The organism is Prescottella sp. D32 (assembly GCF_037287305.1).
GTDB classification, from domain to species: Bacteria; Actinomycetota; Actinomycetes; order Mycobacteriales; family Mycobacteriaceae; genus Prescottella; species Prescottella equi.
Window position 1 is genome coordinate 396,049 of record NZ_JARBSW010000001.1, and the last position, 22,492, is coordinate 418,540.

25 protein-coding genes are annotated in these 22,492 nt (G+C 69.2%); 15 read left to right on the top strand and 10 right to left on the bottom strand.

The genetic code is table 11. From position 1 onward, the window contains the following. The first annotated feature begins 133 nt into the window (after positions 1 to 133). Positions 134 to 727, top strand: coding sequence for a TetR/AcrR family transcriptional regulator (locus PSS76_RS01810; RefSeq protein ID WP_005516865.1), 594 nt, complete (start codon positions 134 to 136; stop codon positions 725 to 727). Between the two features lie 9 nt (positions 728 to 736). On the opposite strand, the gene PSS76_RS01815 is transcribed toward PSS76_RS01810, so the two are convergent. Both PSS76_RS01815 and PSS76_RS01820 read right to left on the bottom strand, forming a co-directional pair. Beyond that, on the bottom strand, positions 737 to 880 hold the full coding sequence (locus PSS76_RS01815) for a hypothetical protein (RefSeq protein ID WP_175279534.1): 144 nt from the start codon (positions 878 to 880) through the stop codon (positions 737 to 739). A gap of 16 nt (positions 881 to 896) precedes the next feature. Continuing rightward, on the bottom strand, positions 897 to 2,108 hold the full coding sequence (locus tag PSS76_RS01820; protein WP_081183941.1) for a cytochrome P450: 1,212 nt from the start codon (positions 2,106 to 2,108) through the stop codon (positions 897 to 899). 87 nt (positions 2,109 to 2,195) lie between these two features. Here PSS76_RS01820 and PSS76_RS01825 point away from each other — a divergent pair, with 87 nt between their 5' ends. The 3 genes from PSS76_RS01825 (at position 2,196) to PSS76_RS01835 (ending at position 5,086) form a co-directional block, all read left to right on the top strand. Then, positions 2,196 to 3,092, top strand: coding sequence for a helix-turn-helix domain-containing protein (locus PSS76_RS01825; protein ID WP_084962511.1), 897 nt, complete (start codon positions 2,196 to 2,198; stop codon positions 3,090 to 3,092). Continuing rightward, a complete protein-coding gene (locus PSS76_RS01830; RefSeq protein WP_005516871.1) occupies positions 3,089 to 3,460 on the top strand; it encodes a limonene-1,2-epoxide hydrolase family protein in 372 nt (123 codons plus the stop codon). The genes PSS76_RS01825 and PSS76_RS01830 overlap by 4 nt, the downstream gene beginning before the upstream one ends. Positions 3,461 to 3,547: 87 nt before the next feature. Beyond that, entirely contained in the window at positions 3,548 to 5,086 is a 1,539-nt protein-coding gene (locus PSS76_RS01835) for an acyl-CoA synthetase (RefSeq protein ID WP_005516873.1), read from the top strand. A 12-nt stretch (positions 5,087 to 5,098) separates the two neighbouring features. Here PSS76_RS01835 and PSS76_RS01840 read toward each other — a convergent pair whose 3' ends face one another. Then, entirely contained in the window at positions 5,099 to 5,962 is an 864-nt protein-coding gene (locus PSS76_RS01840; RefSeq protein ID WP_084986136.1) for a M23 family metallopeptidase, read from the bottom strand. Between the two features lie 546 nt (positions 5,963 to 6,508). Between PSS76_RS01840 and PSS76_RS01845 the strand changes: the two genes are divergently transcribed. After that, positions 6,509 to 7,036, top strand: coding sequence for a gluconokinase (locus PSS76_RS01845; RefSeq protein ID WP_201791951.1), 528 nt, complete (start codon positions 6,509 to 6,511; stop codon positions 7,034 to 7,036). Here PSS76_RS01845 and PSS76_RS01850 read toward each other — a convergent pair. After that, positions 7,026 to 7,460: an Lrp/AsnC family transcriptional regulator gene (locus tag PSS76_RS01850; RefSeq protein WP_005516878.1), complete on the bottom strand. Its 435-nt coding sequence runs from the start codon at positions 7,458 to 7,460 to the stop codon at positions 7,026 to 7,028. The genes PSS76_RS01845 and PSS76_RS01850 overlap by 11 nt on opposite strands. Positions 7,461 to 7,539: 79 nt before the next feature. Here PSS76_RS01850 and PSS76_RS01855 point away from each other — a divergent pair, with 79 nt between their 5' ends. The 3 genes from PSS76_RS01855 (at position 7,540) to scpC (ending at position 10,325) form a co-directional block, all read left to right on the top strand. Continuing rightward, a complete protein-coding gene (locus PSS76_RS01855) occupies positions 7,540 to 8,277 on the top strand; it encodes an AzlC family ABC transporter permease (RefSeq protein WP_005516879.1) in 738 nt (245 codons plus the stop codon). Beyond that, positions 8,270 to 8,596 carry a branched-chain amino acid transport AzlD family protein gene (locus PSS76_RS01860; RefSeq protein ID WP_005516881.1) on the top strand — a complete coding sequence of 109 codons (327 nt, stop codon included), beginning with the start codon at positions 8,270 to 8,272 and terminating at the stop codon, positions 8,594 to 8,596. Before PSS76_RS01855 ends, PSS76_RS01860 begins: the two co-directional genes overlap by 8 nt. Positions 8,597 to 8,804: 208 nt before the next feature. Further along, positions 8,805 to 10,325: a succinyl-CoA:acetate CoA-transferase ScpC gene (gene scpC / locus PSS76_RS01865; RefSeq protein ID WP_236721726.1), complete on the top strand. Its 1,521-nt coding sequence runs from the start codon at positions 8,805 to 8,807 to the stop codon at positions 10,323 to 10,325. 25 nt (positions 10,326 to 10,350) lie between these two features. On the opposite strand, the gene PSS76_RS01870 is transcribed toward scpC, so the two are convergent. After that, positions 10,351 to 10,920, bottom strand: coding sequence for a TetR/AcrR family transcriptional regulator (locus PSS76_RS01870; RefSeq protein WP_005516884.1), 570 nt, complete (start codon positions 10,918 to 10,920; stop codon positions 10,351 to 10,353). Between the two features lie 73 nt (positions 10,921 to 10,993). Between PSS76_RS01870 and PSS76_RS01875 the strand changes: the two genes are divergently transcribed. Then, the gene (locus PSS76_RS01875) at positions 10,994 to 11,560 is read left to right on the top strand and encodes a dihydrofolate reductase family protein (protein WP_005516885.1); all 567 of its coding nucleotides are present in this window, start codon (positions 10,994 to 10,996) and stop codon (positions 11,558 to 11,560) included. Here PSS76_RS01875 and PSS76_RS01880 read toward each other — a convergent pair. Genes PSS76_RS01880 through PSS76_RS01900 form a run of 5 tightly spaced genes read right to left on the bottom strand, consistent with a single transcriptional unit; the run spans position 11,535 to position 16,524 of the window. Next, positions 11,535 to 12,203, bottom strand: coding sequence for an ABC transporter ATP-binding protein (locus PSS76_RS01880; RefSeq protein WP_064059435.1), 669 nt, complete (start codon positions 12,201 to 12,203; stop codon positions 11,535 to 11,537). The two genes, PSS76_RS01875 and PSS76_RS01880, sit on opposite strands and share 26 nt — an antisense overlap. Beyond that, entirely contained in the window at positions 12,200 to 13,126 is a 927-nt protein-coding gene (locus PSS76_RS01885; protein ID WP_064079306.1) for an ABC transporter ATP-binding protein, read from the bottom strand. Before PSS76_RS01885 ends, PSS76_RS01880 begins: the two co-directional genes overlap by 4 nt. Further along, the gene (locus tag PSS76_RS01890; RefSeq protein WP_013417560.1) at positions 13,123 to 13,956 is read right to left on the bottom strand and encodes an ABC transporter permease; all 834 of its coding nucleotides are present in this window, start codon (positions 13,954 to 13,956) and stop codon (positions 13,123 to 13,125) included. The genes PSS76_RS01885 and PSS76_RS01890 overlap by 4 nt, the downstream gene beginning before the upstream one ends. After that, positions 13,949 to 14,902, bottom strand: a complete 954-nt coding sequence (locus PSS76_RS01895; RefSeq protein WP_013417559.1) for an ABC transporter permease — start codon at positions 14,900 to 14,902, stop codon at positions 13,949 to 13,951. The genes PSS76_RS01890 and PSS76_RS01895 overlap by 8 nt, the downstream gene beginning before the upstream one ends. A gap of 17 nt (positions 14,903 to 14,919) precedes the next feature. Further along, positions 14,920 to 16,524 carry an ABC transporter substrate-binding protein gene (locus PSS76_RS01900; protein ID WP_221278302.1) on the bottom strand — a complete coding sequence of 535 codons (1,605 nt, stop codon included), beginning with the start codon at positions 16,522 to 16,524 and terminating at the stop codon, positions 14,920 to 14,922. Positions 16,525 to 16,867: 343 nt separating this feature from the next. On the opposite strand from PSS76_RS01900, the gene PSS76_RS01905 reads away from it, so the two are divergent. The 6 genes from PSS76_RS01905 (at position 16,868) to PSS76_RS01930 (ending at position 22,459) form a co-directional block, all read left to right on the top strand. Beyond that, positions 16,868 to 17,173, top strand: a complete 306-nt coding sequence (locus tag PSS76_RS01905) for an urease subunit gamma (protein ID WP_022598468.1) — start codon at positions 16,868 to 16,870, stop codon at positions 17,171 to 17,173. 4 nt (positions 17,174 to 17,177) lie between these two features. Continuing rightward, positions 17,178 to 17,924, top strand: a complete 747-nt coding sequence (locus tag PSS76_RS01910) for a sirohydrochlorin chelatase (protein ID WP_013417556.1) — start codon at positions 17,178 to 17,180, stop codon at positions 17,922 to 17,924. Positions 17,925 to 18,041: 117 nt separating this feature from the next. Then, positions 18,042 to 20,213: an urease subunit alpha gene (ureC, locus tag PSS76_RS01915; protein WP_337455794.1), complete on the top strand. Its 2,172-nt coding sequence runs from the start codon at positions 18,042 to 18,044 to the stop codon at positions 20,211 to 20,213. 7 nt (positions 20,214 to 20,220) lie between these two features. Next, positions 20,221 to 20,910, top strand: coding sequence for an urease accessory protein UreF (locus tag PSS76_RS01920; RefSeq protein ID WP_064059431.1), 690 nt, complete (start codon positions 20,221 to 20,223; stop codon positions 20,908 to 20,910). A gap of 20 nt (positions 20,911 to 20,930) precedes the next feature. Beyond that, a complete protein-coding gene (gene ureG, locus PSS76_RS01925) occupies positions 20,931 to 21,545 on the top strand; it encodes an urease accessory protein UreG (RefSeq protein WP_005516895.1) in 615 nt (204 codons plus the stop codon). After that, a complete protein-coding gene (locus PSS76_RS01930; RefSeq protein ID WP_084979765.1) occupies positions 21,542 to 22,459 on the top strand; it encodes an urease accessory protein UreD in 918 nt (305 codons plus the stop codon). The genes ureG and PSS76_RS01930 overlap by 4 nt, the downstream gene beginning before the upstream one ends. Positions 22,460 to 22,492: the final 33 nt, after the last annotated feature.

Genomic DNA, 22,492 nt, shown 5'->3' on the forward strand with positions numbered 1-22,492 from the left:
TCCAGCGGCAGTTCGATCGGCGGCCCCGGTGGTGTCGACGGGACGCGGAAAGCTCTAGTCGATACATTGCGTATCGACTACGACGTGACACAATGTAACGGCCATCACACTTCGACGCAAGGGGTTCCATTCGATGTCCAGGCAGCGGCAAGCGCAGCACAGGCTTGGGCCGCAACGGAACCCCGCGATCGACGAGGCCGTCCTGCAGGCGACGCGCGATCTTCTGGTCGAGAACGGCTATGCCGGAACATCGATCGATGCCATCGCCACGAGGGCCGGGGTCGGCCGCCCGGCGATCTATCGGCGCTGGCCGTCGAAGGCACACATCGTGCACGACGCCGTGTATCCGGTGATGGAGTCGGAGAACGTGTCCGACCTGGAGATCGCCGAGGAGCTCGGGCGGCTCACGTACGGTGCCGTGGCGTTGTTCGGCGGTCCGGCGGCGCGGGAGGCCGTGCCGGGGCTGATGAATGAGGGGCGCAGCGATCCCGAACTGCGCAAGGCACTGATCACCGACCAGCTCGAGGTGATCCGCGAGGAGCTCGGTAATCGCATGCGGGAAGCGATGGCCGCCGGGGAGCTGCGAGAGGGCGTCGATCCGGACGTCCTGCTCGACGTCATCGCCGGCACGGCGATCTTCGCGCAGTCGGTACGCGACGTCGAGGACCAGCAGCGGCTCGCCTCGTCGCTCGTCGACATCCTGCTCAACGGGGTGCTGCCGCGGTGAGTGGCCGGCTCAGCCGGCGAGATCGTCCGGGCCGACGGCGTCGGCGCGCCACTCGGCCGTACTGAGCGGCGCGTCGAACCGCAGCCGGCGCCAGGCTGCCCAGGCGCCGGCCGCGATCGCGAGAACGAGGACGAGGCGGCGAGTGGAGTTCATGCCGCCATTGTGCCCGCTACGCGCGGTCCCACTCCACGAGTAGCGAATTGGGCCCACGCAGTGCAACGCCGACCTGGCTGGTGACCCGAGCCTGCTCCGCGGCGCCGTCCTGCAGTCGCAGACCGGGGAGTCGGGTGAGCAGGATCGTCAGCGCGGTGTTCAGTTCGGCCAGTGCGAGCCAGCTACCGGCGCAGCTGTGTGGGCCCTGCCCGAACGCGAGCATCGAGGTGGCGCGGCGGGTGATGTCGAAGCGGTGCGGATCCTCGTGGACGGCCGGGTCGCGCAGCGCGGCGTTGATCGAGAAGATCATCGGTGTGAGCGGCGGGATGTCGATGCCGTTCCATGTGGTGGCCTCCGGGCAGGCGCGGGGGAGCAACCCCACCGGCGGTTCCCAACGCAGGCCCTCCCAGATCGCCCACTGCGTGTGCTCGGCCGGATCCGAGCGCAGCAGGTCCATCTGGTCGGGATGGGTGAGCAACGCGGACAGCGTGTTTCCGAGAGCGAGCATGGTGGTGTCGGCGCCCGCGGGGAACAGCAGGCGCAGGAACGCGAGGATCTGCTCGTCGTCGAGCGTCTCGCCCTCCGCGGACTCGGTGACGAGCATCGAGATCAGGTCGTCGCCGGGGTTGCGCCGTCGTTCGGCGAGGATCGGCATCACGTGGTCGGTGAACTCCTCCGACGCGCGCATCGCGGCCGGGGGATCCATCGGGAAGTAGAACAGGTCGTGCGCCCAGCGGTGCACGGTGGCCTCGTCCTCCACCGGCAGACCGAGCAATCGGCTGATGACGAGCACCGGGTACCGCGTGGTGAACTCGGCCACCAGATCGGCGGTGCCCCGATCGGCGAAGCGATCGATCAGTTCGTGCGCGAGCGGTTCGAGAATCGGCTCGATGTACTCGCTGATCCGGCTGCGCCGGAAGGGCGGGGACACGATGGCGCGGTTCACTCGATGCTCCCGACCGGCCATGCACTGCAACGTCTTTCCCAGTACCGGCCCGGTGGTCATCGGGTAGATGGCCGACGCTGGAAAGGTGTCCTCGTCCTTGAAGGCCGCGGACACCAGATCGTGGGTGAGGAGCAGGACGGCCTTGACGCCGGCGAAGGGCACTACGGCGTAGGGCTTCTCGCTGCGTAGCCGCTCGAGGACGGCATGGATCTCGGGGGAGTCCTCGAAGGCGAAGTCGACCCCCTCGATGTCGACGGTGTCGAGCGTTGACGGAGCGGTCATCGGCGGGATCCTCCCGAGAAGATGCGAGACGAATATTCGTGTCGCACTGGACGAATATCGGTTACTGTGGCGAGGGTAGGAGGAAACATGGACCGTGACAAGGGTGCAACCGCATCGCCGCCCACCGATCGGGTGGTGGCGGTGATCGAACTGCTGGCCGGTCGGGACGAGGCGTGCACCATCGCCGAGGTGGCCGACGCGCTCGGATTGAGTCGTTCGACGGTGGGTGCGGTGCTGGGCTCGCTGGACGCCCACGGGTGGGTCCGCCGCGACGCCGACCTCCGGTACCGCCTGGGGGCGCGCCTCGCAAGCATCGGTGAGGCTGCGCGTTCGGCGGCGGGCGTGCCGCCCGGACTGGACGCGGCGCTCGCCAAGTTGTCCGCGCAGGTGGACTGCGGCGCGGCACTCGGCGTGGTCACCGCCACGGAGATGACGTTCCTTGCGGTCGACGCGGGCCGGGGGCGGCTGCCCGCGGGGATCACCGTGGGCACCGGGTTGCCGCTGCGGGCGCCCGCGGGCGCGGCTGTCATCGCGTTCGCCGACCAGGCCCGTCGGCGCGCCTGGCTCGACACCCTGCCCCCGGAGCTGCGCGCGGAGACCGCCGAGGCGCTCGAGCTGATCCGGACCACCGGAGTCGGGATGTGGGGGATCGGTGCCGCCGACCCCGGCATGCTGGACGTGCTGGCGGAGGTCGTGGAGCACCTCGGTGACGACCCCACGCGCAACGCGTTGCGCGGCCGGGTGCTGGACCTGCTCGGCGGGATCAGCGGGAGACCCTACGGCGCAGACGATCTCGCGAGCGAGCGGGCGCTGCCCGTGAGTTACCTGGTGGCGCCGGTCTTCGACGCGGACGGCCGCGCGGCGTGGGAGTTGCAGATCGGTCCTCTCCGCTCCGCCGTCGGTCGCGACGAGCGGGCGCACTACATCGAAAGCCTCACCCGAACCGCTCGGGATCTGGATACGAGAACTGGAGTGAATGCATGAGTGCTGCCGAAGATCTGGTCACCGAGTTCTGTGCGCTCTGGGCCGATCCCGACCCGGCGGTGATAGCCGGCTACTTCACCGAAGATGCCATTTACCACAACATTCCGATGGATCCGGTGAAGGGTCGCGCCGCGATTCAGGAGTTCCTCGAGGGCTTCCTGGCGATGTTCGAGGGGATCGACTTCCAGATCCACAAGCAGGTCGAGTCGGGCGGCATCGTGATGAACGAACGCACGGACGTGCTCCGGGGCCTCGGCAAGGCGACGCCGCTACCGGTGATGGGCGTGTTCGAGGTGGTCGACGGGAAGATCGCGGCGTGGCGGGACTACTTCGACATGTCGGCGATCACGGCCGCTTTCGGCGGCTGATTCCGGCGCGGACGCGCGAAACTACACAACCGGTGCGCGGAAAGAAAGCCCTTACGCAATAGTTGGACGTCCTATAACCTGCGTCACATGAGTGAGGATCCGCGCACCGACACCGTCGACGGAGTGCTCCGTCGGTCCGCCGCGAGACGGCCCGAACACACTGCTCTGACCTTCGACGACCGCAGCTGGACGTATCGCGAACTGGACGACGCCGTCACCCGCGCCGCCGGGCGCCTGCTCGCGCTCGGACTGGCCCCCGGCGACCGCGTGGCCGGGTACGGCGTCAACTCCGACGCCTACGTCATCGGGTTCCTGGCTTGCTCCCGCGCCGGCCTGGTCCACGTGCCGGTGAACTACGCCCTCACCGGCGACGAATTGCGCTACCTGCTGGCGCAATCGGGGTCCCGCGCCGTACTGGTCGACCCGGCGCTCCGGTCGAGCCTCGAATCCGTCCGCGCCGATCTCGGTGTCGAGCACGTGGTCACGCTTCGGGGCGAGGGCGACTCGCTGCTCGAGTGGACCCGGGACGGCGACGTCCCGCAGGTGCCGGCCCGGGTGTCCGGCGGCGACCTGGCGCAGCTGCTCTACACCTCCGGCACGACATCGAAGCCCAAGGGCGCCATGATGACCCACGGCGCACTGGTGCACGAGTACGTGTCGTCGGTGATCGCCCTCGGGCTGAACGCCGACGACAACCCCCTGATCTGTATGCCGCTCTACCACTCCGCGGGCATGCACGTGTTCATGCTGCCGTACCTGTCGGTGGGGGCGACCGTGCACCTGATGCAGACGCCGGACATCCCCGAGATCCTGCGCCGCATCGAGGCCGATCGGATCGGCTCGCTGTTCCTCGCGCCGACCGTGTGGGTACCGCTCGCGGCGCACCCGGACCTCGAGCGGCGTGATCTCTCGTCGCTGCGGAAGGCGCAGTACGGCGCGTCGATCATGCCGGTGACGGTCCTGAACCGGCTCCGGGAGCGGTACCCGGACCTCGGCTTCTACAACTGCTTCGGGCAGTCCGAGATCGGGCCGCTCGCAACGGTGCTCGGCCCCGATGAGCACGAAGCGCGGCCGTCGTCGTGCGGTCGTGCGGTCTACTTCGTCGAGACTCGGGTGGTGGACGCGAACGGAGACGACGTCCCCGACGGCGAGCCGGGTGAGATTCTCTATCGCTCTCCGCAACTGTGCCAAGGGTATTGGGACAATCCGGAGGCCACGGCCGAGGCGTTCCGGGACGGCTGGTTCCATTCCGGCGACCTGGTGACCCGAGACGCCCAGGGATACATCACCGTGGTCGACCGGATCAAGGACGTGATCAACACCGGTGGCATCCTGGTGGCCTCCCGCGAGGTGGAGGACGCCCTCTACACGCACCCCGGCGTGGCCGAGGTCGCGGTGATCGGTGTGCCCGACGAGAAGTGGATCGAGGCCGTGACAGCCGTCGTCGTGCTGCGCGACGACGCCGACCCGGACGTGGTCACGGCGCAGGTGCTCGTGGACCACGTCCGAGATCGCATCGCACCGTTCAAGGTGCCCAAGCGAATTCGCTTCGTCTCGACGTTGCCTCGCAACCAGAGCGGCAAGTTGCTCAAGCGTGAGCTGCGTGCCGAGCTCGACCCGGTGTGACCCGGCGCCAGGTCACCAGTTGACGGCGACTCCGCTGTCGTGCAACCAGATCAGCGGATCGACCTGGTAGCCGGCCGGATTCCACACCTCGAGGTGCAGGTGCGGGCCGGTCGACTGGCCTCGGTTGCCCACCGTGGCGATCAGCTCACCGGCGAGAACGGGCTGCCCGACGTTCACGACGAACGTGTCGACGTGGCCGTAGACGGTGATGGTGCCGTCGGTGTGCTGGACCCGCACCCACAGTCCGAACCCGGATGCCGGACCGGCGTCGATGACGACACCGTCGGCTGCCGACAGGATCGGCGTGCCGAGGTTGGCGCCGATGTCGATGCCGTTGTGGTGGGTTCCCCAGCGTGGTCCGTAACTCGACGTCAGGAAGCCCGCGACCGGCTGGACGAAGGCGGGACGCGGCGGGGGGACCACGGGAGCCGGCATCGGTGCCGGAGCGGCCTCGGGTGCCGGCAGCGGCTCGGGCGCGGGGACGGGCTCGGGGGCCGGTAGCGGCTCGGGCATCGGAGCCGGAATCGGCACGGACTGCGGTTCCGGGGCGGGGGCGGGGGCCTGGAGCTTGGGTGCGGGCTTCCACGAGGCGGCGGTGGTGGGCGTCCACTGACCCGGTCCGGCGTGCACGGCGTCCACGAGCGACGGGATGTCGACGCCGGGGAGGAACTGGCCGGCGGGCAGTTGAAGCTGGACCCCGGCGACGTCGGGCCGGTGCAGGGGCGCGGCGGACGCGGTGGCGGCGCCGATCTGCACACTGCCTGCGAGCAGGGCGCCCGTCGTGACGGCGACGGCGGTGGCCTTCGCGGCGCGGCTGCGGAGGGCGGCGGGGGAAGTCGGGGCTACGACGTTGTGTGTGCTGTGGTTATCGGCCACAGGGAGTACCTCATTTGTGGTCTCTGGTCGGTCCCGATGGACGGCAACCTCGGATCTTTCGTCACGGAAAAGTAACAAAGAGGTATCGACTCGTCCACCGTGATGCTGTCGTTACCTTGATGGGATAAGAACCAACCGGTTCCGAGGGAAGTTGCAGGTCAGGCCGCTCGACGGCCTTCGGCGGGCCTTGGAGGCAACTCCGTGGGCCATCGAACGGACCATCGAGTACGAACGCTCGGAGGGCCGTATGCCGAGGTCGGACGGTCAACGGGCAGTCCGTGCATCTGAATTACGTCACTGTGACTACAGGCTCCGCTCAGTGGCCGGAAGCGTCCGGCGATATCGCGATCGACCGATACCGCTCACGGGCGGTCCGCACGGTCGCTTTGTGTCAGCGATCTCAGCGATACGCCGCCATGGGACCCCGAAAGTAGGCTCCGACGCCACGGCCCGGGCGCTTCTGCGGTGGCACTTGCGCGCGAGCGTGAAACTCTGTGGCAGACCTACCATTGGCCTCGGCCCGGACCCTGTACGGCGGGAGAGGTCATGTCAGGACCCGAAGCGCGGCGGTGTGTGGTCGTGATGGGTGTCTCGGGGGTGGGTAAGACTGCGGTCGCACGCCGTCTCGCGGAGCGACTGGACCTGCCGTGGATCGACGCCGACGACCTGCACCCGGTGAGGAACGTCGCCAAGATGGCTCGTGGCACGCCGCTCGACGACGCCGACAGGCAACCGTGGCTGGAGGCGGTCGGCGCATGGTTGCGCGAGCGTTGCAGCGCGGGCCCGGGAGGTGTGGTCGCGTGTTCGGCCCTCGCACGCAGCCACCGCGACGTGCTGCGCCGCAGCGTGATCGGTGTGGTCTTCGTGCATCTGACGGCCGAGCCGGCGGTGATCGCGCACCGTATCGCCCACCGCACCGGGCACTTCATGCCGGCGTCTTTGCTGGCGTCCCAGTTGGCGGCGCTCGAACCGCTCGGTCCCGGTGAAGTCGGTGCTTCCGTCGATGCCGGGCTGGACCTCGACGAGGTCGTCGCCGCGGCAGTGGAGGTCGTGCAGCGGGCGGCTAGCCCTTGAGCTTCTTCATCGTCAGGTGCGACTCGATCTTCGAGATCGCGGGCTGCTCCATCAGCTTGGTTCGCAGGAATACCTCGAACGCGTTGAGGTCGGCGACGGCGACGCGGATGAAGTAGTCGGGGAGCCCGATCATGCGGCGGAACTCCACGACCTCGTCGAACGCGCCCACCTGGGACTCGAACGCCTCGACGGTCTTGCGGTCCTGCGAAACGATCTCGGCGTTGACGATCACCTCGCAGCCGCGTCCGACGGCGTCCGGGTCGACCACCGCCTGATAGCCGACGATGACGCCGTCGGCCTCGAGCCGCCGGACCCGGCGCAGGCACGGCGACGGCGTGAGGCCGACCCGCTCAGCTAGTTCGGCGTTCGTCAGGCGTCCGTTCGAGCGCAACTCGCGCAATATTGCGCGATCCAGATCATCCACAGCAGAATATTGCGCCGACGGATCCCCAGAGGCAATATCTCGCAATCAACTGCTTCGTCGAGGGCACTATTATTGCCCTGTGACCAGCGCGTTTACCGATCAGGGCCCAGGCGTCTCGTCCGGCGACTCGCGCCGGTCGGACCTGCGGGCAGCCGCCCGTGACACCGTGTCCGTGGGGTTCGGGCTGTTCCCCCTCGGTCTGGCGTTCGGCCTGCTCCTGGTGCAGTCGGGCTTCCACTGGTGGTGGGCGCCGATCTTCTCGTTGACCATCTATGCGGGTTCGCTCGAGTTCCTCGCGATCGGTCTCGTGCTCGCCGTGACACCGCTCGCGTCGATCGCGATGACGACGCTGCTCGTCAACTTCAGGCACGTCTTCTATGCGTTGTCCTTTCCCCTGCACCGCGTGCGGGGAAAGGCGGCGCGCCTGTACAGCATGTACGCGCTGACCGACGAGGCGTACGCCGTGGCCGCGACCAAGGATCCCCGCTCGTTGAGCAGCCGCCGGGTGATCCTCATCCAGGTGTTCTGTCAGCTCTACTGGGTGCTGGGCGGCGTGGCCGGCGCCCTCGTCGGCAGTGCCCTGCCGATGCAGCTCGACGGCCTGGACTTTGCGCTCACCGCGCTGTTCGTGGTGCTGGCGGTGGACGCGTTCCGGGCCCGCCGGGACGTGCCGGCCCCCGTCCTGGCGCTGCTCAGCGCACTCGTCGCGCTCGTCGTCGCGCGCGACCAGATGCTCGTGGTCGCGATGAGCCTGTTCGTCGTCGCGCTGCTCGCCCGGTTCCTGTGGCAGCGCCGCCGGGGGGCCGTCGATGCCTGACGTCTCCTACCTGCTCGCCGCCCTGGCCGTGATCATGGGCGTGACGTTCTTGTTGCGCGCGGTGCCGTTCGCGGTGATCGCCCCGCTGCGCTCGTCCGCGCTCGTCCACTATCTCGGCGCGCACATGCCGGTGGGCATCATGCTGATCCTCGCGATCTACACGCTTCGGGGCGTGTCCTTCGCGCCCGCGTCGCTCGTGCCGGCTGCGGCGGCGCTGGCGGTGACGATCGCTCTGCACCTGTGGCGATCGCACGCGTTGCTCAGCATCGTCGGCGGCACCGCGACTTACATGGTTCTTGCGAACTGGGTGTTCGGTTGAGCTGGTGAACGCTGTTCGTCGCGGCATTCTGCACGCTCGTCGCACGAAATGGCCGGATCGGCGACCCTCGACACGCGACCAGGGGCCGAAACCGCATGTCAGGAGCATTTCGGGAGTTCGTGGCCGGCATTTCACCGGCGTGTCGAGAGTTAGCCTTGTCACTGTGACGTCGCATGTGGATGAATCCGGATCGCAGCCGACCCCGGCCCTGGGCTCGACGCGAATCCGCAGCTCGGTGTTCCGGAACAAGGTGACTTCGGCCGCGCAGGCCGTCGAGTTCATCCACCCGCACGACACCGTCGCGATCAGTGGTTTCGCGAGCGCCGGCACGCCGAAGGCGATCATCCCGGCCCTGGCCGACCGCATCCACGCCGTCCGGGGCGCCGGATCGAACTTCACCATCAACCTCCTGACGGGGGCATCGGTGTCCGCGGGCACCGAACGTCTCCTCGCCGAGGTCGACGGGATCTCGTTGCGCATGCCGTACCAGTCCGAGCCCACCGCGCGCCGCAGCATCAACACGGGGCGGATGGACTACGTCGACATCCACCTGTCGCACGTCGCGCAGCAGGTGTGGGAGGGCTACTACGGCAATGTTGACGTGGCCGTCGTCGAGGTCGCCGGTGTCACCGAGAACGGTGAGCTGATCCCGTCCGCGTCGATCGGCAACAACAAGACGTGGCTCGACGTCGCCGACAAGGTCATCCTCGAGGTCAACTCGTGGGTCCCGGAGGCGATGTCCGGCATCCACGACGTCTACTACGGCACCGCACTGCCCCCGTACCGCAAGCCGATCCAGATCACTGCGGTCGAGGACCGCATCGGTCAGCCCACGCTGAGGGTGGATCCGAACAAGGTCGTCGCGGTCGTCGAGACCGACGCGCGCGACAGCGCCAGCCCGCTCACCCCGCCCGACGAGATCAGCCAGGCCATCGCCGCGCACGTGCTCGACTTCTTCGAGTACGAGGTGTCGAAGGGGCGCCTGCCCGCAGACGGTCTCCTGCCGCTGCAGTCGGGCATCGGCAACGTCGCGAACGCGGTGCTGCAAGGCCTCGACGCCGGTCCGCACAAGGGTCTCACCTGCTTCTCCGAGGTGATCCAGGACGGCATGCTGCACCTCATCAAGCACGGCACGGTGCGGTACGCGTCGGCCACGTCGCTGGCGCTGTCGGAGGCCGGCATCGACGAACTGGTCTCGAACATCGACTTCTACCGCAAGCACATCGTGTTGCGCCCCCAGGAGATCAGCAACCATCCCGAGATCGTCCGGCGCCTCGGGATCATCGCGATGAACGGCATGCTCGAGGCCGACATCTACGGCAACGTGAACTCGACGCACGTGATGGGCACCCGGATCATGAACGGGATCGGCGGCTCCGGCGACTTCGCCCGCAACGGCTACCTGTCGATGTTCCTGAGTCCGTCGACGGCCAAGGGCGGCGCGATCTCGTCGATCGTGCCGATGGTCCCGCACGTCGATCACACCGAGCACGACGTCCAGGTGCTCGTCACCGAGCAGGGGCTGGCGGATCTGCGGGGGCTCTCGCCCCGCAAGCGCTCCCGCGTGGTGATCGACAAGTGTGCCCACCCGGACTTCCGGGGGATGCTGCTGGATTACGTCGATCGCGCCGAGCACTCCCCGTCGTCCGGCCACACCCCGCACCTGCTCGGTGAGGCACTCTCGTTCCACCAGCGCTTCGAGGAGACCGGGACGATGCGTCGGAACTGACTGCGCTGCAGATGGTTCCGCGCGGCTACGACGGGAGCAGCCCGGCCACGAATGCGTCGACGATCTCGTCGGTGGAGGTGTCGGGCGCGAGCGGTGTCGTCAACCGGTCGAGGAGGAGTCCGTCGACGGCGTAGTGGAACAGCGCGACCTCGTGGGCGCCGCCGGGTAGCCCCGCAGCGGTGTTGAAGGCCACGTCCGCCTCGAAAGCCGTTCGGCTCCAGTCGGACATCATCGCGGCCACGTCGGGGTTGCGGGCGCTCTCGAGCCGGAGCTCGAACAGGGCGAGCGTCACCTCGCGATTCTCGGTGAGACGCCGGACGATGTCGCGCACGTAGTCGGCGAACAGTTCGCGACTCGGTTCCCGCGAGGACAGCGCGGCCAGCACCGTCTCGTCCGGCGTCAGTCGTTCGCCGATCCTCTCCACCAGGCCCGCGACCAGTGCGTCCCGGCTGCGGAAGTAGTTCGACGTCGTGCCCAGCGGGACTTCGGCTGCACGGTCGACTGCCCGGTGGGTGAGCCCCCGGGCGCCCTGGCCGGCCAGCACTGCCAGTCCTGCGTCGGCGAGGACCTGCCGCCGCTCATCGTTGCGAACCATACCGAGATGCTAGCCGAACCACTACATGTGTTGTACATTTCCATTCACAACAGATGTAGTGATTGGAGTGGGAATGCGTGAACTCGTGTACTACGTCGCCGTCAGTCTCGACGGCTACATCGCCGGCCCCGACGGGCAGTTCGATGCGTTCGACCTCGAGGGCGACCACATGGCCGACCTGACGCGCTTCGCCGACGCGCTGCCCACCGACGGCGCCGCCCACCTCGGCATCGAGCAACCACGCACCGGGTTCGACACCGTTCTGATGGGGTGGAACACCTACGCGGTGGGCCTGCCGGCGATGGTGAGCCCGTACCGGCATCTGCGCCAGATCGTGTTCTCGCGCAACAACTCTGCCGAGGCCGAGAGTCTCGTCGTGACGGACGCCGACCCGGTCGAACTCGTGCGGGAGCTCAAGGGGCAGCCCGGCGCCGACATCTGGCTGTGCGGCGGCGGCGTACTCGCCTCCCTGCTCGTGGACGAGATCGACCGTTTGGTCGTCAAGCGTCATCCGGTGCTGTTCGGCAACGGCATCCCGATGTTCGCGCCCGGAACGTACCGCCCCGGCCGGTTCGACGCGGTCGACACCCGCTCGTTCGAATCCGGGGTGGCGGTCACGGAGTACGCGCGGCGGCGGTGACGGGCAGCTCGACGACATCGTCGGCCCACGCGCCCAACAGTTCGTGGTCGTGGCTGACGGCGAGGACGCCCAGACCGGCGCGCGTCTCCTCCCGCAGCACGGCGACGACGGCCGCGGTGGTCGCCGGATCGAGCATCGCGGTCATCTCGTCGCAGATCAGGTAACGCGGACGCTGCACCAGAGCCCTTGCAAGGCAAGCGCGTTGCAGTTGACCGTCGCTCACCTGATGCGGACGGCGGGTCAGCAGGTCGGCCGTGAGCCCCACCCGTGCGGCCGCGGCGTGCACGACGTCCGAGCGTTCGCGCCGCGGCACCCGGGCGATCAGTAGCGGTTCGGTGACGATCCGTTCGAGCGTCAACCGCGGCGACGTCGACTGGCGCGGCGACTGGAACAGCATCGCGATCGCCCGCCGCGTGTCCGGCGGAGCCGCGGCGCCGCCGGACACGACGACGCCGTCCACGCTCACCCGGCCCGACCAGGGCCGATGCAGCAGTGCGCACACCCGGGCCAGAGTCGTCTTCCCTGCGCCCGAAGGCCCGGTGAGCCCGATGGTGCGGCCGCGCGGAATCTCGATCCCGACGTCGTCGAGGACGGGGATGTCCGGTCGGTGCCCGGCCCGCAGATGCTCGGCGATGAGGCTCACGATCCACCTCCGACGCGGGTGCGGACCACGCGTGCGCCGCTCCGGACGAGCTGGGTCCGGCCGCCCGAGAAGGCGGTGCCCGGGCGACGCAGATGGTAGACGCAGTCGTCGGGCAGGTCGGTCAGTTCGGGCGGCGTGCCCGGCATGGGGCGCAACCCGTTGCCGGGGAGGGCGGCCATCAGGTCCTTGGTGTAGTCGTGCCAGGGATCGTCGAGAACGTCGGCGGCTGGACCGGATTCGAGTATCCGTCCGGCATACATCACCGACACGGCGTCGGCGTGGCGCCGGGCGGCCGCGATGTCGTGCGTGATCAGCAGAACGGAGGCTCCGGCGTCGGCGCACCCGTCGAGCAGTGTGAGAATCCGCTCGGTGAGGTCGGGATCGAGGCTCGACGTCGGCTCGTCCGCGACGATCACCGCCGGCTCGCCGGCGAGTGCGAACGCGATCGCGGCCCGCTGGGCCATTCCGCCGGACAACTCGTGCGGGTACAGCGTTCGGCACTCGGGATCGAGCCCGGACCGGGCGAGGAGTTCGTCCACACCGTAACGACTTCCGAGATGGCGTAGCGTTTCGTCGAGCTGCGCTCCGACGGTGCGGACGGGCGTCAGGTACGCGGCCGCGGACTGCGGGACGAGGGCGATCCGGCGCCCACGCACGCTCTGCAGGAGCCGTTCCGGGGCACCCACGATCTCGATGTCGTCGCTTGCGGAGGCCAGCCGGACGGAACCGGACACACGGGCGTTCGACGGCAGTAGTCCGCACGCCGCGGACGCGACGATCGACTTGCCGCAACCGGATTCGCCGACGAGGGCGTGCACGCGCCCGGCCTCGAGTGTCAGGTCGACGTCGGTGGCGGCGTGCACCACACCCGATCCGACCGGGATCCGGACGGTGAGCGCGTCGATGGTGAGGGCGGCGGTCATCGGGGGGTCCTCTCCAGGGTCGGTGGGTTGATCCGGTCGCGCAGCGCGGCTCCGATGCCGGCGACGGCCAGGGTCGCGGCGACCAACAGCAGCGACGGGAACAGCAGGGTCCACCACCCGCCGAGCAGGAGCGTCGAACGTGCCTCCTGCAGCAGTGTTCCCAGCGAAGGCTGGTGTGGCGGCAGGCCGAGCCCGAGGAACGACAGCGTGGTCTCGTGCCAGATGGCATGGGGGAGGAGCAGCACGACGGCGATGAGGGCCTGGCCGGCGGCGGCCGGGGCGAGGTGGTGCCGCATCACGTGCCACCGTCCGGCGCCGGCGAGGTGTGCGGCGTCGATGTACTCGCGGCCGCGGACTCCGAGGACTTCGGAGCGGGCGATGCGGGCCACCTGCGTCCAGTGCGTCAGCGCGATGGACGCGATGATCGCCGGAAGGCTGCCCCGGAACAGCGCCACGATGACGATCCCCAGCAACAGGTGTGGGAGCGCGTTGACGCCGTCGACCGCCCGCATCACGATCCGATCGGTCCAGCCGCCGAAAGCTGCGGCAGCCACACCGATCCCGACGCCCAGTACGGTGGAGGCGGCCGCGCACACCGCGGCGATGAACAGTGACACCCGCAGGCCGGCCGCCACCCGGACGAACAGGTCGCGACCCGCGTTGTCGGTGCCGAACCAGTGGTCGGTAGTGGGCGCCAGTCGGGCATCGGCGAAGTTCGTGAGCCGGTCGTCCACACCTGCGAGCCACGGCACCAGCAGCGCGTACGCGACGATCGCGGCCAGCACGACGGCGGACACCAGCAGTCGGCGATCCGGGCGGGCCCTACCCATCGGCGGTCACCCGCGGATCGAGCAGTGCCAGCGTGACGTCGGCGAGCAGCGACCCGATCAGCACGATGAGCGTCGTGCCGACGGTGAGCGCCGCGAGAAGCGGGAAGTCGAGTTCACGCGCGGAGGTGACGACGGCGCCGGCGATCCCGGGCCACGAGAACACCTCCTCGACGATCGCGGCGCCGACGATGATCTCCGGCAGCCGCAGACCGATCACCGACACGAACGGGCCCAGCGACACCGGGACGACGTGCCGCAGCAGGATCGTCCGTTCGGGGATGCCGCGGGCCCGGGCGCCGCGGACGGCGTCCGACCCGATGGCGTCGCGCACCGACTGCCGCACCGACATCGCCAGCCACGGCACCTGCGAGACCGCCAGCACGGTCACCGGCAGCACGAGGTGCTCGGACACCTGGCCGAACGTCGGGTCCGTTCCGGCGTCGGTGAGACCGGCGACGGGCAGCCATCCCAGCGAGAGCGCGAACACCGCGACCGCGCCGAGGGAGAGCACGAACGGCGGGGTGGCCTGCACGACCGGGGCGAGCGGCGTCACCAGCCGGTCCACCGGGCCGCCCGGGCGCGCGCCGGACCACACGCCGAGCACGAACGACGCCACGATCGCCAGGCCGAGCCCGAGGCAGGTGAGCAGCAGGGTCCACGGCAGCCGCTCGCCGATCACCGTCGCAACCGGCTGCCCGAAGCTGCGGGAGACTCCGAGGTCGCCGGACAGCAGCCCGCGCACCCAGTGCCCGTACGTAGCCCACCACGGATCGTGCAGGCCGAGTTCGTCGGCGAGGCGGGCGCGGTCGGCGTCGCTGGTGGTCGTGTAGCGGTCGCCGAGATAGCCGGCCAGAGGGTCGAACGGCGAGCGGGACGCCAGCGCGAACAGCGCCGCCGACACCACGACGAGCAGTGGCACCGCGAAGGCGGCCCGGCGCAATGCCATCCGGGCGGGTGTCGGGGTCACGGGCGGGTCCACTCCCGCAGGTTCCACCACGGTCCCCAGCCGACGCCGTGGCTGTGCGGCTCGAGGATCGGCGCCGATCCGGTCCAGTCGCTGTCGCGCACCACGTAGGTGTGATCGAGGAACACCAGCATCACGTAACCGGGATCGGCGACGTACGCGGTCTGCACCGCGCGGTAGTCGACGGCGCGCGCGGCCGCGTCGACGCTGCGGCGGGCGTCGTCGAGGGCACGGTCGATCCGCGAATTCACGTAGTTCGAGGCGTTGTCGTAGCCGCTGCCGACACCGGGCCGCGCGTACGACGAGTGCAGCGTCGAGTACAGCTGGGTGTCCGGGTCGTACGGAAGGTCGCCCCCGCCGAGCAGCCCGGCCTTGGCGGTGAGCTGGTCGGGGAAGACGCTGCGGTCCACGGCCTCGACGTTCACCCGCACCCCGATCTTCGATGCGTCGGAGGCGAACGCCTGCGACAGGTCCCGGCGCAGCGTGTCCTGCGGGAAGTACATGACGGTGAACTCGGCGCGGGCCCCGTCCCTGACGCGCACCCCGTCGGGGCCCGGCACCCAGCCTGCGTCGGACAGGATCTGCTCCGCCCGGACGCGGTCGAACGGGAATACGGCACTCGGCTCGTAGGCGTCGCCGTACACCTCCGGCACCGGGGTGGACGCGGCCCGTCCGTGCCCGGCGAGGATGCTCTCGACCATCGCCTCCCGGTCCACCGCGAGGTTGAGTGCCGTGCGCATCGCCGGATCGGCGGTGACCGGGTTGTCGGCGGGCAGCGTCACGCCGCGCCAGTCCGCGGACGTGTTGGCGACCACCTCGTACCCGTCGCGGTCGGCGAACGTGTTCGCCAGGAGCGGCGGAAGGTTGGCGCCGTCGAGTTCGCCGGACGCCATCCGCTGGGCACGGGCATTGTCGTCCGGCACGTACACCACGGTGAGCCTCTTCACCTGCGGGGCACCGTCCCAGTAGTCCTCGTTGGCCGCGTACACGGCCTGGTCGGCCCGCAACGACACCAGTTGGTAGGGGCCCGTGCCCACCGGTGCGCTGTTGAGCGGCGACTGCTCGGCCAGGCCGCCGGTCAGCCGTTCGGACGGTGCGATCCCGAGCAGCAGCTTGGTGGGCCACGGCGAGTACGGATAGGCGAGCCGGAACTCCACGGTGTCGGGGCCGGTGGCCTGCACCGACTCGAGCATGTCGTACGACGTGGCCAGCGGCGACGCCGACGCGGGATCGAGAATCGCGCGGTAGGTGGCGACGACATCCTCGGGTCCGAACGTCGTGCCGTCCGTGAATCGGACGCCGTCGCGGATCCGGACGGTCCACACCTTCGCGTCGGCGTCGGGAACCGGCATCTCGGCTGCGAGCGCGGGCTCGAGCGCCGGGATACCGGAGTCCCGGCCCCCGGAAAGCCGGACCAAGCCGTCGTACACCTTGGCCTCGCCCGCCTCGCCGAAGCCGGCGACGGGGTTGTAGTTGCCCAGCTCGTAGCCGTCGGCGAGGACGAGTGCGGTGCCGCCGTCGGCCCGAGGCGAGGCCGGCGCGGTGCATCCGATTAGGGCAATCGGTACGAGTGAGAAAAGAGAAAGAGCTGGAACGAGTTTCATGATCCTCCCGAGGGTGGACGTGGAGAAGGGGGAACGAGACCGACATATGTGCGGCTGTTCAGATGAGAAGGTAGCAGTGCCGCGCAAGTCGGATCGTCGAATTCGACTCGGTACGGCCACATTCCGAACGCAGGGTGGTGACGGGTACCCCTCTCGGCAGGCTCTTCCCTCGGAACGGGCCGAGCTTGATAGCTCGGCGCGAGTCTGTAAGATGTTGGGCACCGCCAGATTCCAGGAATGAAGCTGCTGCACGCGCTCGCGACGGATCGTTCCGCTCGCTCCCCCTGGTTCGCGGCACCCACCAACGAGACATCCCTCGGGATGAGAACGGACAGTGCTCGCCATGAACCTCAGTCCGCGCGAAATGGACAAGCTGTACATCCACGTCGTTGCCGATCTCGCGCGTCGTCGTCGTGACCGGGGGCTGCAACTCAATCACGGCGAGGCTGTCGCGCTCATCAGCGAGGCGGTCGTGGAGGGTGCTCGTGACGGCAGGACCGTCGCGGAGTGCATGCAGCTGGGTCGACAGGTGCTGACCAGCAGCGATGTCATGCCCGGCGTGCGTGAGATGACCCAGCTCGTGCAGGTGGAGGCCACCTTCGTCGACGGCACCAAGTTGGTGTCGTGTCACGACCCGATCGGTGGATGAGCACGTGGCCGCCGTGAACGTGATCCTCGTGTGCGGACACGAGTGTCCCGACCCCGCCTACCTGCAAACCGTCTCGCCCGACTGGACTGTCGTCGCAGGTGGCCGCGCCCTCACCGCCGCGATCGACACCGCGCGGGCGGCGTCCACCGACCCGGTATGTGTCGTGCCGATGACCCTGGGACGGGACTCCGGTCTGGTGGCCGACGCAGCCCGAGCCTCGAGTTGGGCACGCAGGGAATCGAATTCGCCTCCCCTCGTGCTGTCGTCCCCGCTGGGGACGGCAGACCACCTGGTCGGCTGGTTGCGCGGCCGGGCCGCGGCCGCGTCGTCGGACGCGCTGTTGGTCGTCGCACCGACCGGCTCCCCGTTCGAGGACGCCGAGCTGTTCCGAATCGCCCGGCTGGTGCGGCAATTCGGTCCCTCGGCGCTGGTGGAGGTGGCTCTGTCGGGCGGGGACCCCGACCTCGACGACGGTATCGACCGATGTCGTCGACTGGGTGCCCGGCAGATCGCCGTCCTGCCGGCGTGGCTCGGCTCGGGGCCGGCGCTTCCGTCCGGGGTCGCCGACGGCGGCCCACTACTGACCGGCGCGGCGTTGCGCGAGCTTGTCGAGGCCCGGGTGGCCGATGCCCTGCATGATCTGGCGCACGGGCACGACGGAATCGCAGACGGACTGAGCGCAGAGCACGGGCACGGCTTCGCCCACAGCCACGGTCCCGGCGGAAGCCACGGCCACGGTCACGGCCACTAGACAGACAGACAGATACCACCGAACACCTCTGACCGACTCCCGGGTATCCGGGAGTCGGCTTCTTCGTTCGTTTTTCGCAGCGGCGGGTAGAACCCGCAGGAAAGGACACGACACCACATGACGGAGGGAGCGAAGTACCTGTACGCCGACGAACCGGTGCCCCTCAATGTCGGGCGCCGGCGAGTTGTGGTCACCGTGTCGAACATCGGCGACCGCGCGGTGCAGGTGGGCTCGCACTACCACTTCTTCGAGGTCAACCGCGCACTTCGGTTCGACCGGGCGGCGGCGTACGGGATGCACCTGGACATCGCGTCGGGTACGGCGGTCCGGTTCGAACCGGGAGACACCCGCACCGTCACGCTGTGCGAGTTCGGCGGCACCCGTGAGCTCGCTGGGTTCGCCGGGCTGGTCCACGACGGTGGTGACCACGTAGCGCCGCTCGACGACCCGGACATCCGTTCCGGAGCGTTCCGGCGTGCGGTCGAGCGTGGATTCCTCTCCGCCGCCGACGATTCGGACGGCGACTGCGCGGCGGACCGCCGCGAGCCCGAGCCGGCCGTTCTGCCGCGACGCACGTATGTCGACCTGTTCGGCCCGTCCGTCGGCGACCGGTTCACGCTCGCAGACACGAACCTCGTGGTCGAGGTCGAACGCGACTGCAACGCCGGTGCCTTCGGTGACGAGGCCGTGTACGGCGGTGGTAAAGCCGTCCGCGACGGCATGGCGCAGGACCCCGCCGCGACCGCCGCGTCCGGGGCTCTCGACCTGGTGATCACCAACGTGGTGGTGCTCGACGGGGTGCTCGGGGTCGTCAAGGGCGACCTCGGTGTGCGCGCCGGGCGCATCGTCGGTATCGGCAAGGCAGGCAACCCGCGTACGCAGGACGGGGTGAGCCCGGGACTGGTGATCGGTCCCGGCACCGAGGTGATCTCGGGCGAGCACCTGGTGGCGACCGCCGGCGCCGTCGACACCCACGTCCACTTCCTGGCGCCACAGCAGGTGGAGGAGGCGCTCACCAACGGCGTCACCACGATGATCGGCGGTGGCACCGGTCCTGCCGACGGCAGCAAGGGCACCACCTGCACACCGGGCCCGTGGCACATCGGCCGGATGTTGCAGGCCGTCGAGGAGCTGCCGGTGAACGTCGGATTGCTGGGGAAGGCGACGTCGTTGCCGGAGGCGATGGCCGAGCAGGTCGCAGCAGGACTGTGCGGGATCAAGATCCACGAGGACTGGGGCGCCACGCCCGCGACGATCGATGCCGCGCTGCGGATCGCCGACGACATGGACGTGCAGGTGGCGATCCACGCCGACACCCTCAACGAGTCGGGATTCTACGAGGACACGCTCGCTGCGATCGACGGCCGGACCATCCACACCTTCCACACCGAGGGCGCGGGCGGCGGCCACGCCCCGGACATCCTGCGCATCGCCGGTGAGCCGAACGTGCTTCCGGCGTCGACCAATCCGACACTGCCGTACACCGTGAACTCGGTCGACGAACTGTTGGACATGGTGATGGTGTGCCACCACCTGCGGCACGACATCCCCGAGGACGTCTCGTTCGCGGATTCGCGGGTGCGGGCGGAGACGATCGCAGCGGAGACGGTGCTCCACGACGACGGCGTCATCTCGATCTTCTCGTCCGATTCGCAGGCGATGGGCCGGGTGGGCGAGACGTGGACGCGCGCGATCCAGACCGCCCATCACTGCAAGGATCAGCGGGGTTCGCTGCCCGAGGACACCGCGCCGGACGGTTCGTCGCGCAACGACAACAACCGGATCCTGCGGTACGTCGCGAAGACCACGATCAATCCGGCGCTCGCGGCGGGTGTGGCCGACCACGTGGGTTCCCTCGAGCCCGGCAAGCTGGCCGACATCGTGCTGTGGCCGGTCCATTCGTTCGGCGCCAAGCCGAGTCTCGTGCTCAAGGGCGGCCTGATCTGCTGGTCGGTCATGGGCGACCCCAACGGCTCGATCTCGACGCCGCAGCCGGTGCGGTACCGCCCGATGTACGGTGCGCTGGGTGCGGCGATGCGCGCGACCCGGCTGACGTTCGTATCGCAGGCGGCGCTCGACGCCGGTGTGCCCGAGAGGTTGGGTCTGCAGAGCCCGGTGGTCGCGGTGCGCGGCTGCCGTTCGGTCGGCAAGAAGGACATGGTGCGCAACACGGGGACGCCGCACATCACCGTCGATCCGGACACCTACCACGTCCGCGCAGACGGTGAGACTGTCACGATCGCTCCGGCGCAACGCCTTCCGCTCACCCAACTGTTCTACATCGTGTGAGGCCGGCATGACCGACGTGGCGGCTCTGCTCGTGACACTGCAACTCACCGATTCGGCGTTCCCCGCCGGGTTCTACACGCTCTCGCACGGCCTCGAGGGCTACGCGCAGACGGGGTCGGTGACGCCGGCGACGCTTCCGGACCTGCTGGCGGATCTGTTGCGGCATTCGGTCGGTCCCGCCGACGCGACGGCACTGGCGCTCGCGCACAACGCTGTTCGGGACGGGGATCGTGAGGCGCTGCACCGAGTGGACCGACGCCTGCACGCCACCAAGCTCAACCGCGAGTTGCGGCGCGCCTGTACCCGGACCGGCCACCAGATGCTCGCGGTCGCGCGCGAGACGTTCGGCCGTCCCGAGATCGAGCGGTTCGGCGAGGACGTCGCCGCGAAGCGTTCCCCCGGCACACAGCCGGTGGTCACCGGGGTGGTCGCGGCGGCGTGCGGGGTGGATGTCGCGCAGGCGGTGGCCGGTGATCTGTTCGCGTTCTCCGCCAGCCTGGTGGGTGCCGCGCTGCGGCTGCGGCTAACCGATCACATTCGAGCGCAACGAATCCTCGCCGACGCCGCCCCGGTGATCGGGGAGGTCACCGCGGCCGCGCTGCGCCGCGACCTGAACGACCTCGGCGGGTGCACTCCCGTCGCCGACGTGATGTCGGCGGGACACGAGCGGGCCGACGCCCGCCTGTTCGTCAGCTGACACCAGAGGAAGGAGAAGACATGACCGACGTTCTGCGGGTCGGGATCGGTGGCCCGGTGGGCTCGGGCAAGACCGCACTGATCGAGGCGCTCGTCCCGGTGCTGACTGCACGGGGGCGCCGTCCGGCAGTGATCACCAACGACATCTACACACAGGAGGACGCCGAGCACGTCCGACGCACGCTCGACGGGATCCTCGATCCGGCACGCGTCGTGGGCGTGGAGACGGGAGCGTGTCCGCACACCGCCGTGCGGGACGACCCGACGATGAACCTCGCCGCGGGCGCCGAACTGCTGGAACAGTTTCCGGACGTCGACACACTCCTCTACGAGTCCGGCGGCGACAATCTGACACTGACGTTCAGTCCGGTGCTGGTCGATCTGTTCCTGTTCGTGCTCGACACCGCCGAGGGGGAGAAGATGCCACGCAAGCGGGGGCCGGGCATCACCGAGTCGGATCTGTTGGTGATCAACAAGATCGACATCGCGCAGTACGTCCGCACCGACGTGGACGTCATGGAGTCCGACGCGTACCGGGTCCGCGACGGTCGTCCGGTGCAGTTGACGAACTGCCTGACCGGACAGGGGCTCGATGCCATCGCGGACTTCCTCGACACGTTCAGGAAGCAACCGTGACCGGGGACGGGAACGGCGACGTCCCGGAGATCGTGGCCGGTTACGCGGGAACCCCCGAGACGCTGCCTGCCGGCAGCCCCGGCAAGGACGGCGTCCTCGAGCTCGGATTCGTCCGAATCGGTGGCCGGACCGAGCTGTCGCAGCACCGGCAGCAGCCGCCACTGCAGATCATGCGGCCCTTGTACGTCGACCCGAAACGTCCCGACCTGCCGGTGGTGTATTTGATGTCGACCGGCGGCGGGCTGGTCCAGGGCGATCGTATGAGGCTCGACATCGACTGCGGCCCGGACACGTCCGTGCATCTGACGACGCAGGCCTCGACGAAGGTGCAGCGGATGGACACCGACTACGCGACGCAGACGGTGACGTTGCGGGCGGGTGCCGGCGCCTTCGTCGAGTATCTTCCCGAACCGCTGATCCCGTTCGGTGGGGCGCGCCTGCACCAGCGCACCACGGTGACCGTCGATCCGTCCGCCACCGTGATCCTCGGGGAGACGGTGCTCGCCGGACGCCTGGCCCGGGACGAGAAGCACGAGTACGACGTGTTCGCGTCGGATCTCGAGGTCGTCCGACCCGACGGCGTGCTACTGGCGGTCGACACGATCCGGCTGCAGCCGTCGGACGGCGGCGTCACCGGGCCTGCGGTGTTCGGCGACCACGACGTGATGGGCACGCTGTACGTGGTCACTCCGCTCGCGCACGCCCGTGCCCTCGCCGACGTGTTGCACGATGCGATCGAGGGCCCGACGGACGGCATCGAGGCGGGCGTGAGCATCCTCCCGGAGGACTGCGGGGTGTGGCTCCGGGTGCTCGGCACCGAGACCGAGGCCGTGGCCGCAGTGGTCCGCCAGGCCTGGGACGCGGCCCGGCGCCTGCTGATCGGGGTTCCGGCGCCGCACATTCGCCGAACCTGACGGGCAGGACGGGCGACGGGACGGGACACGAGG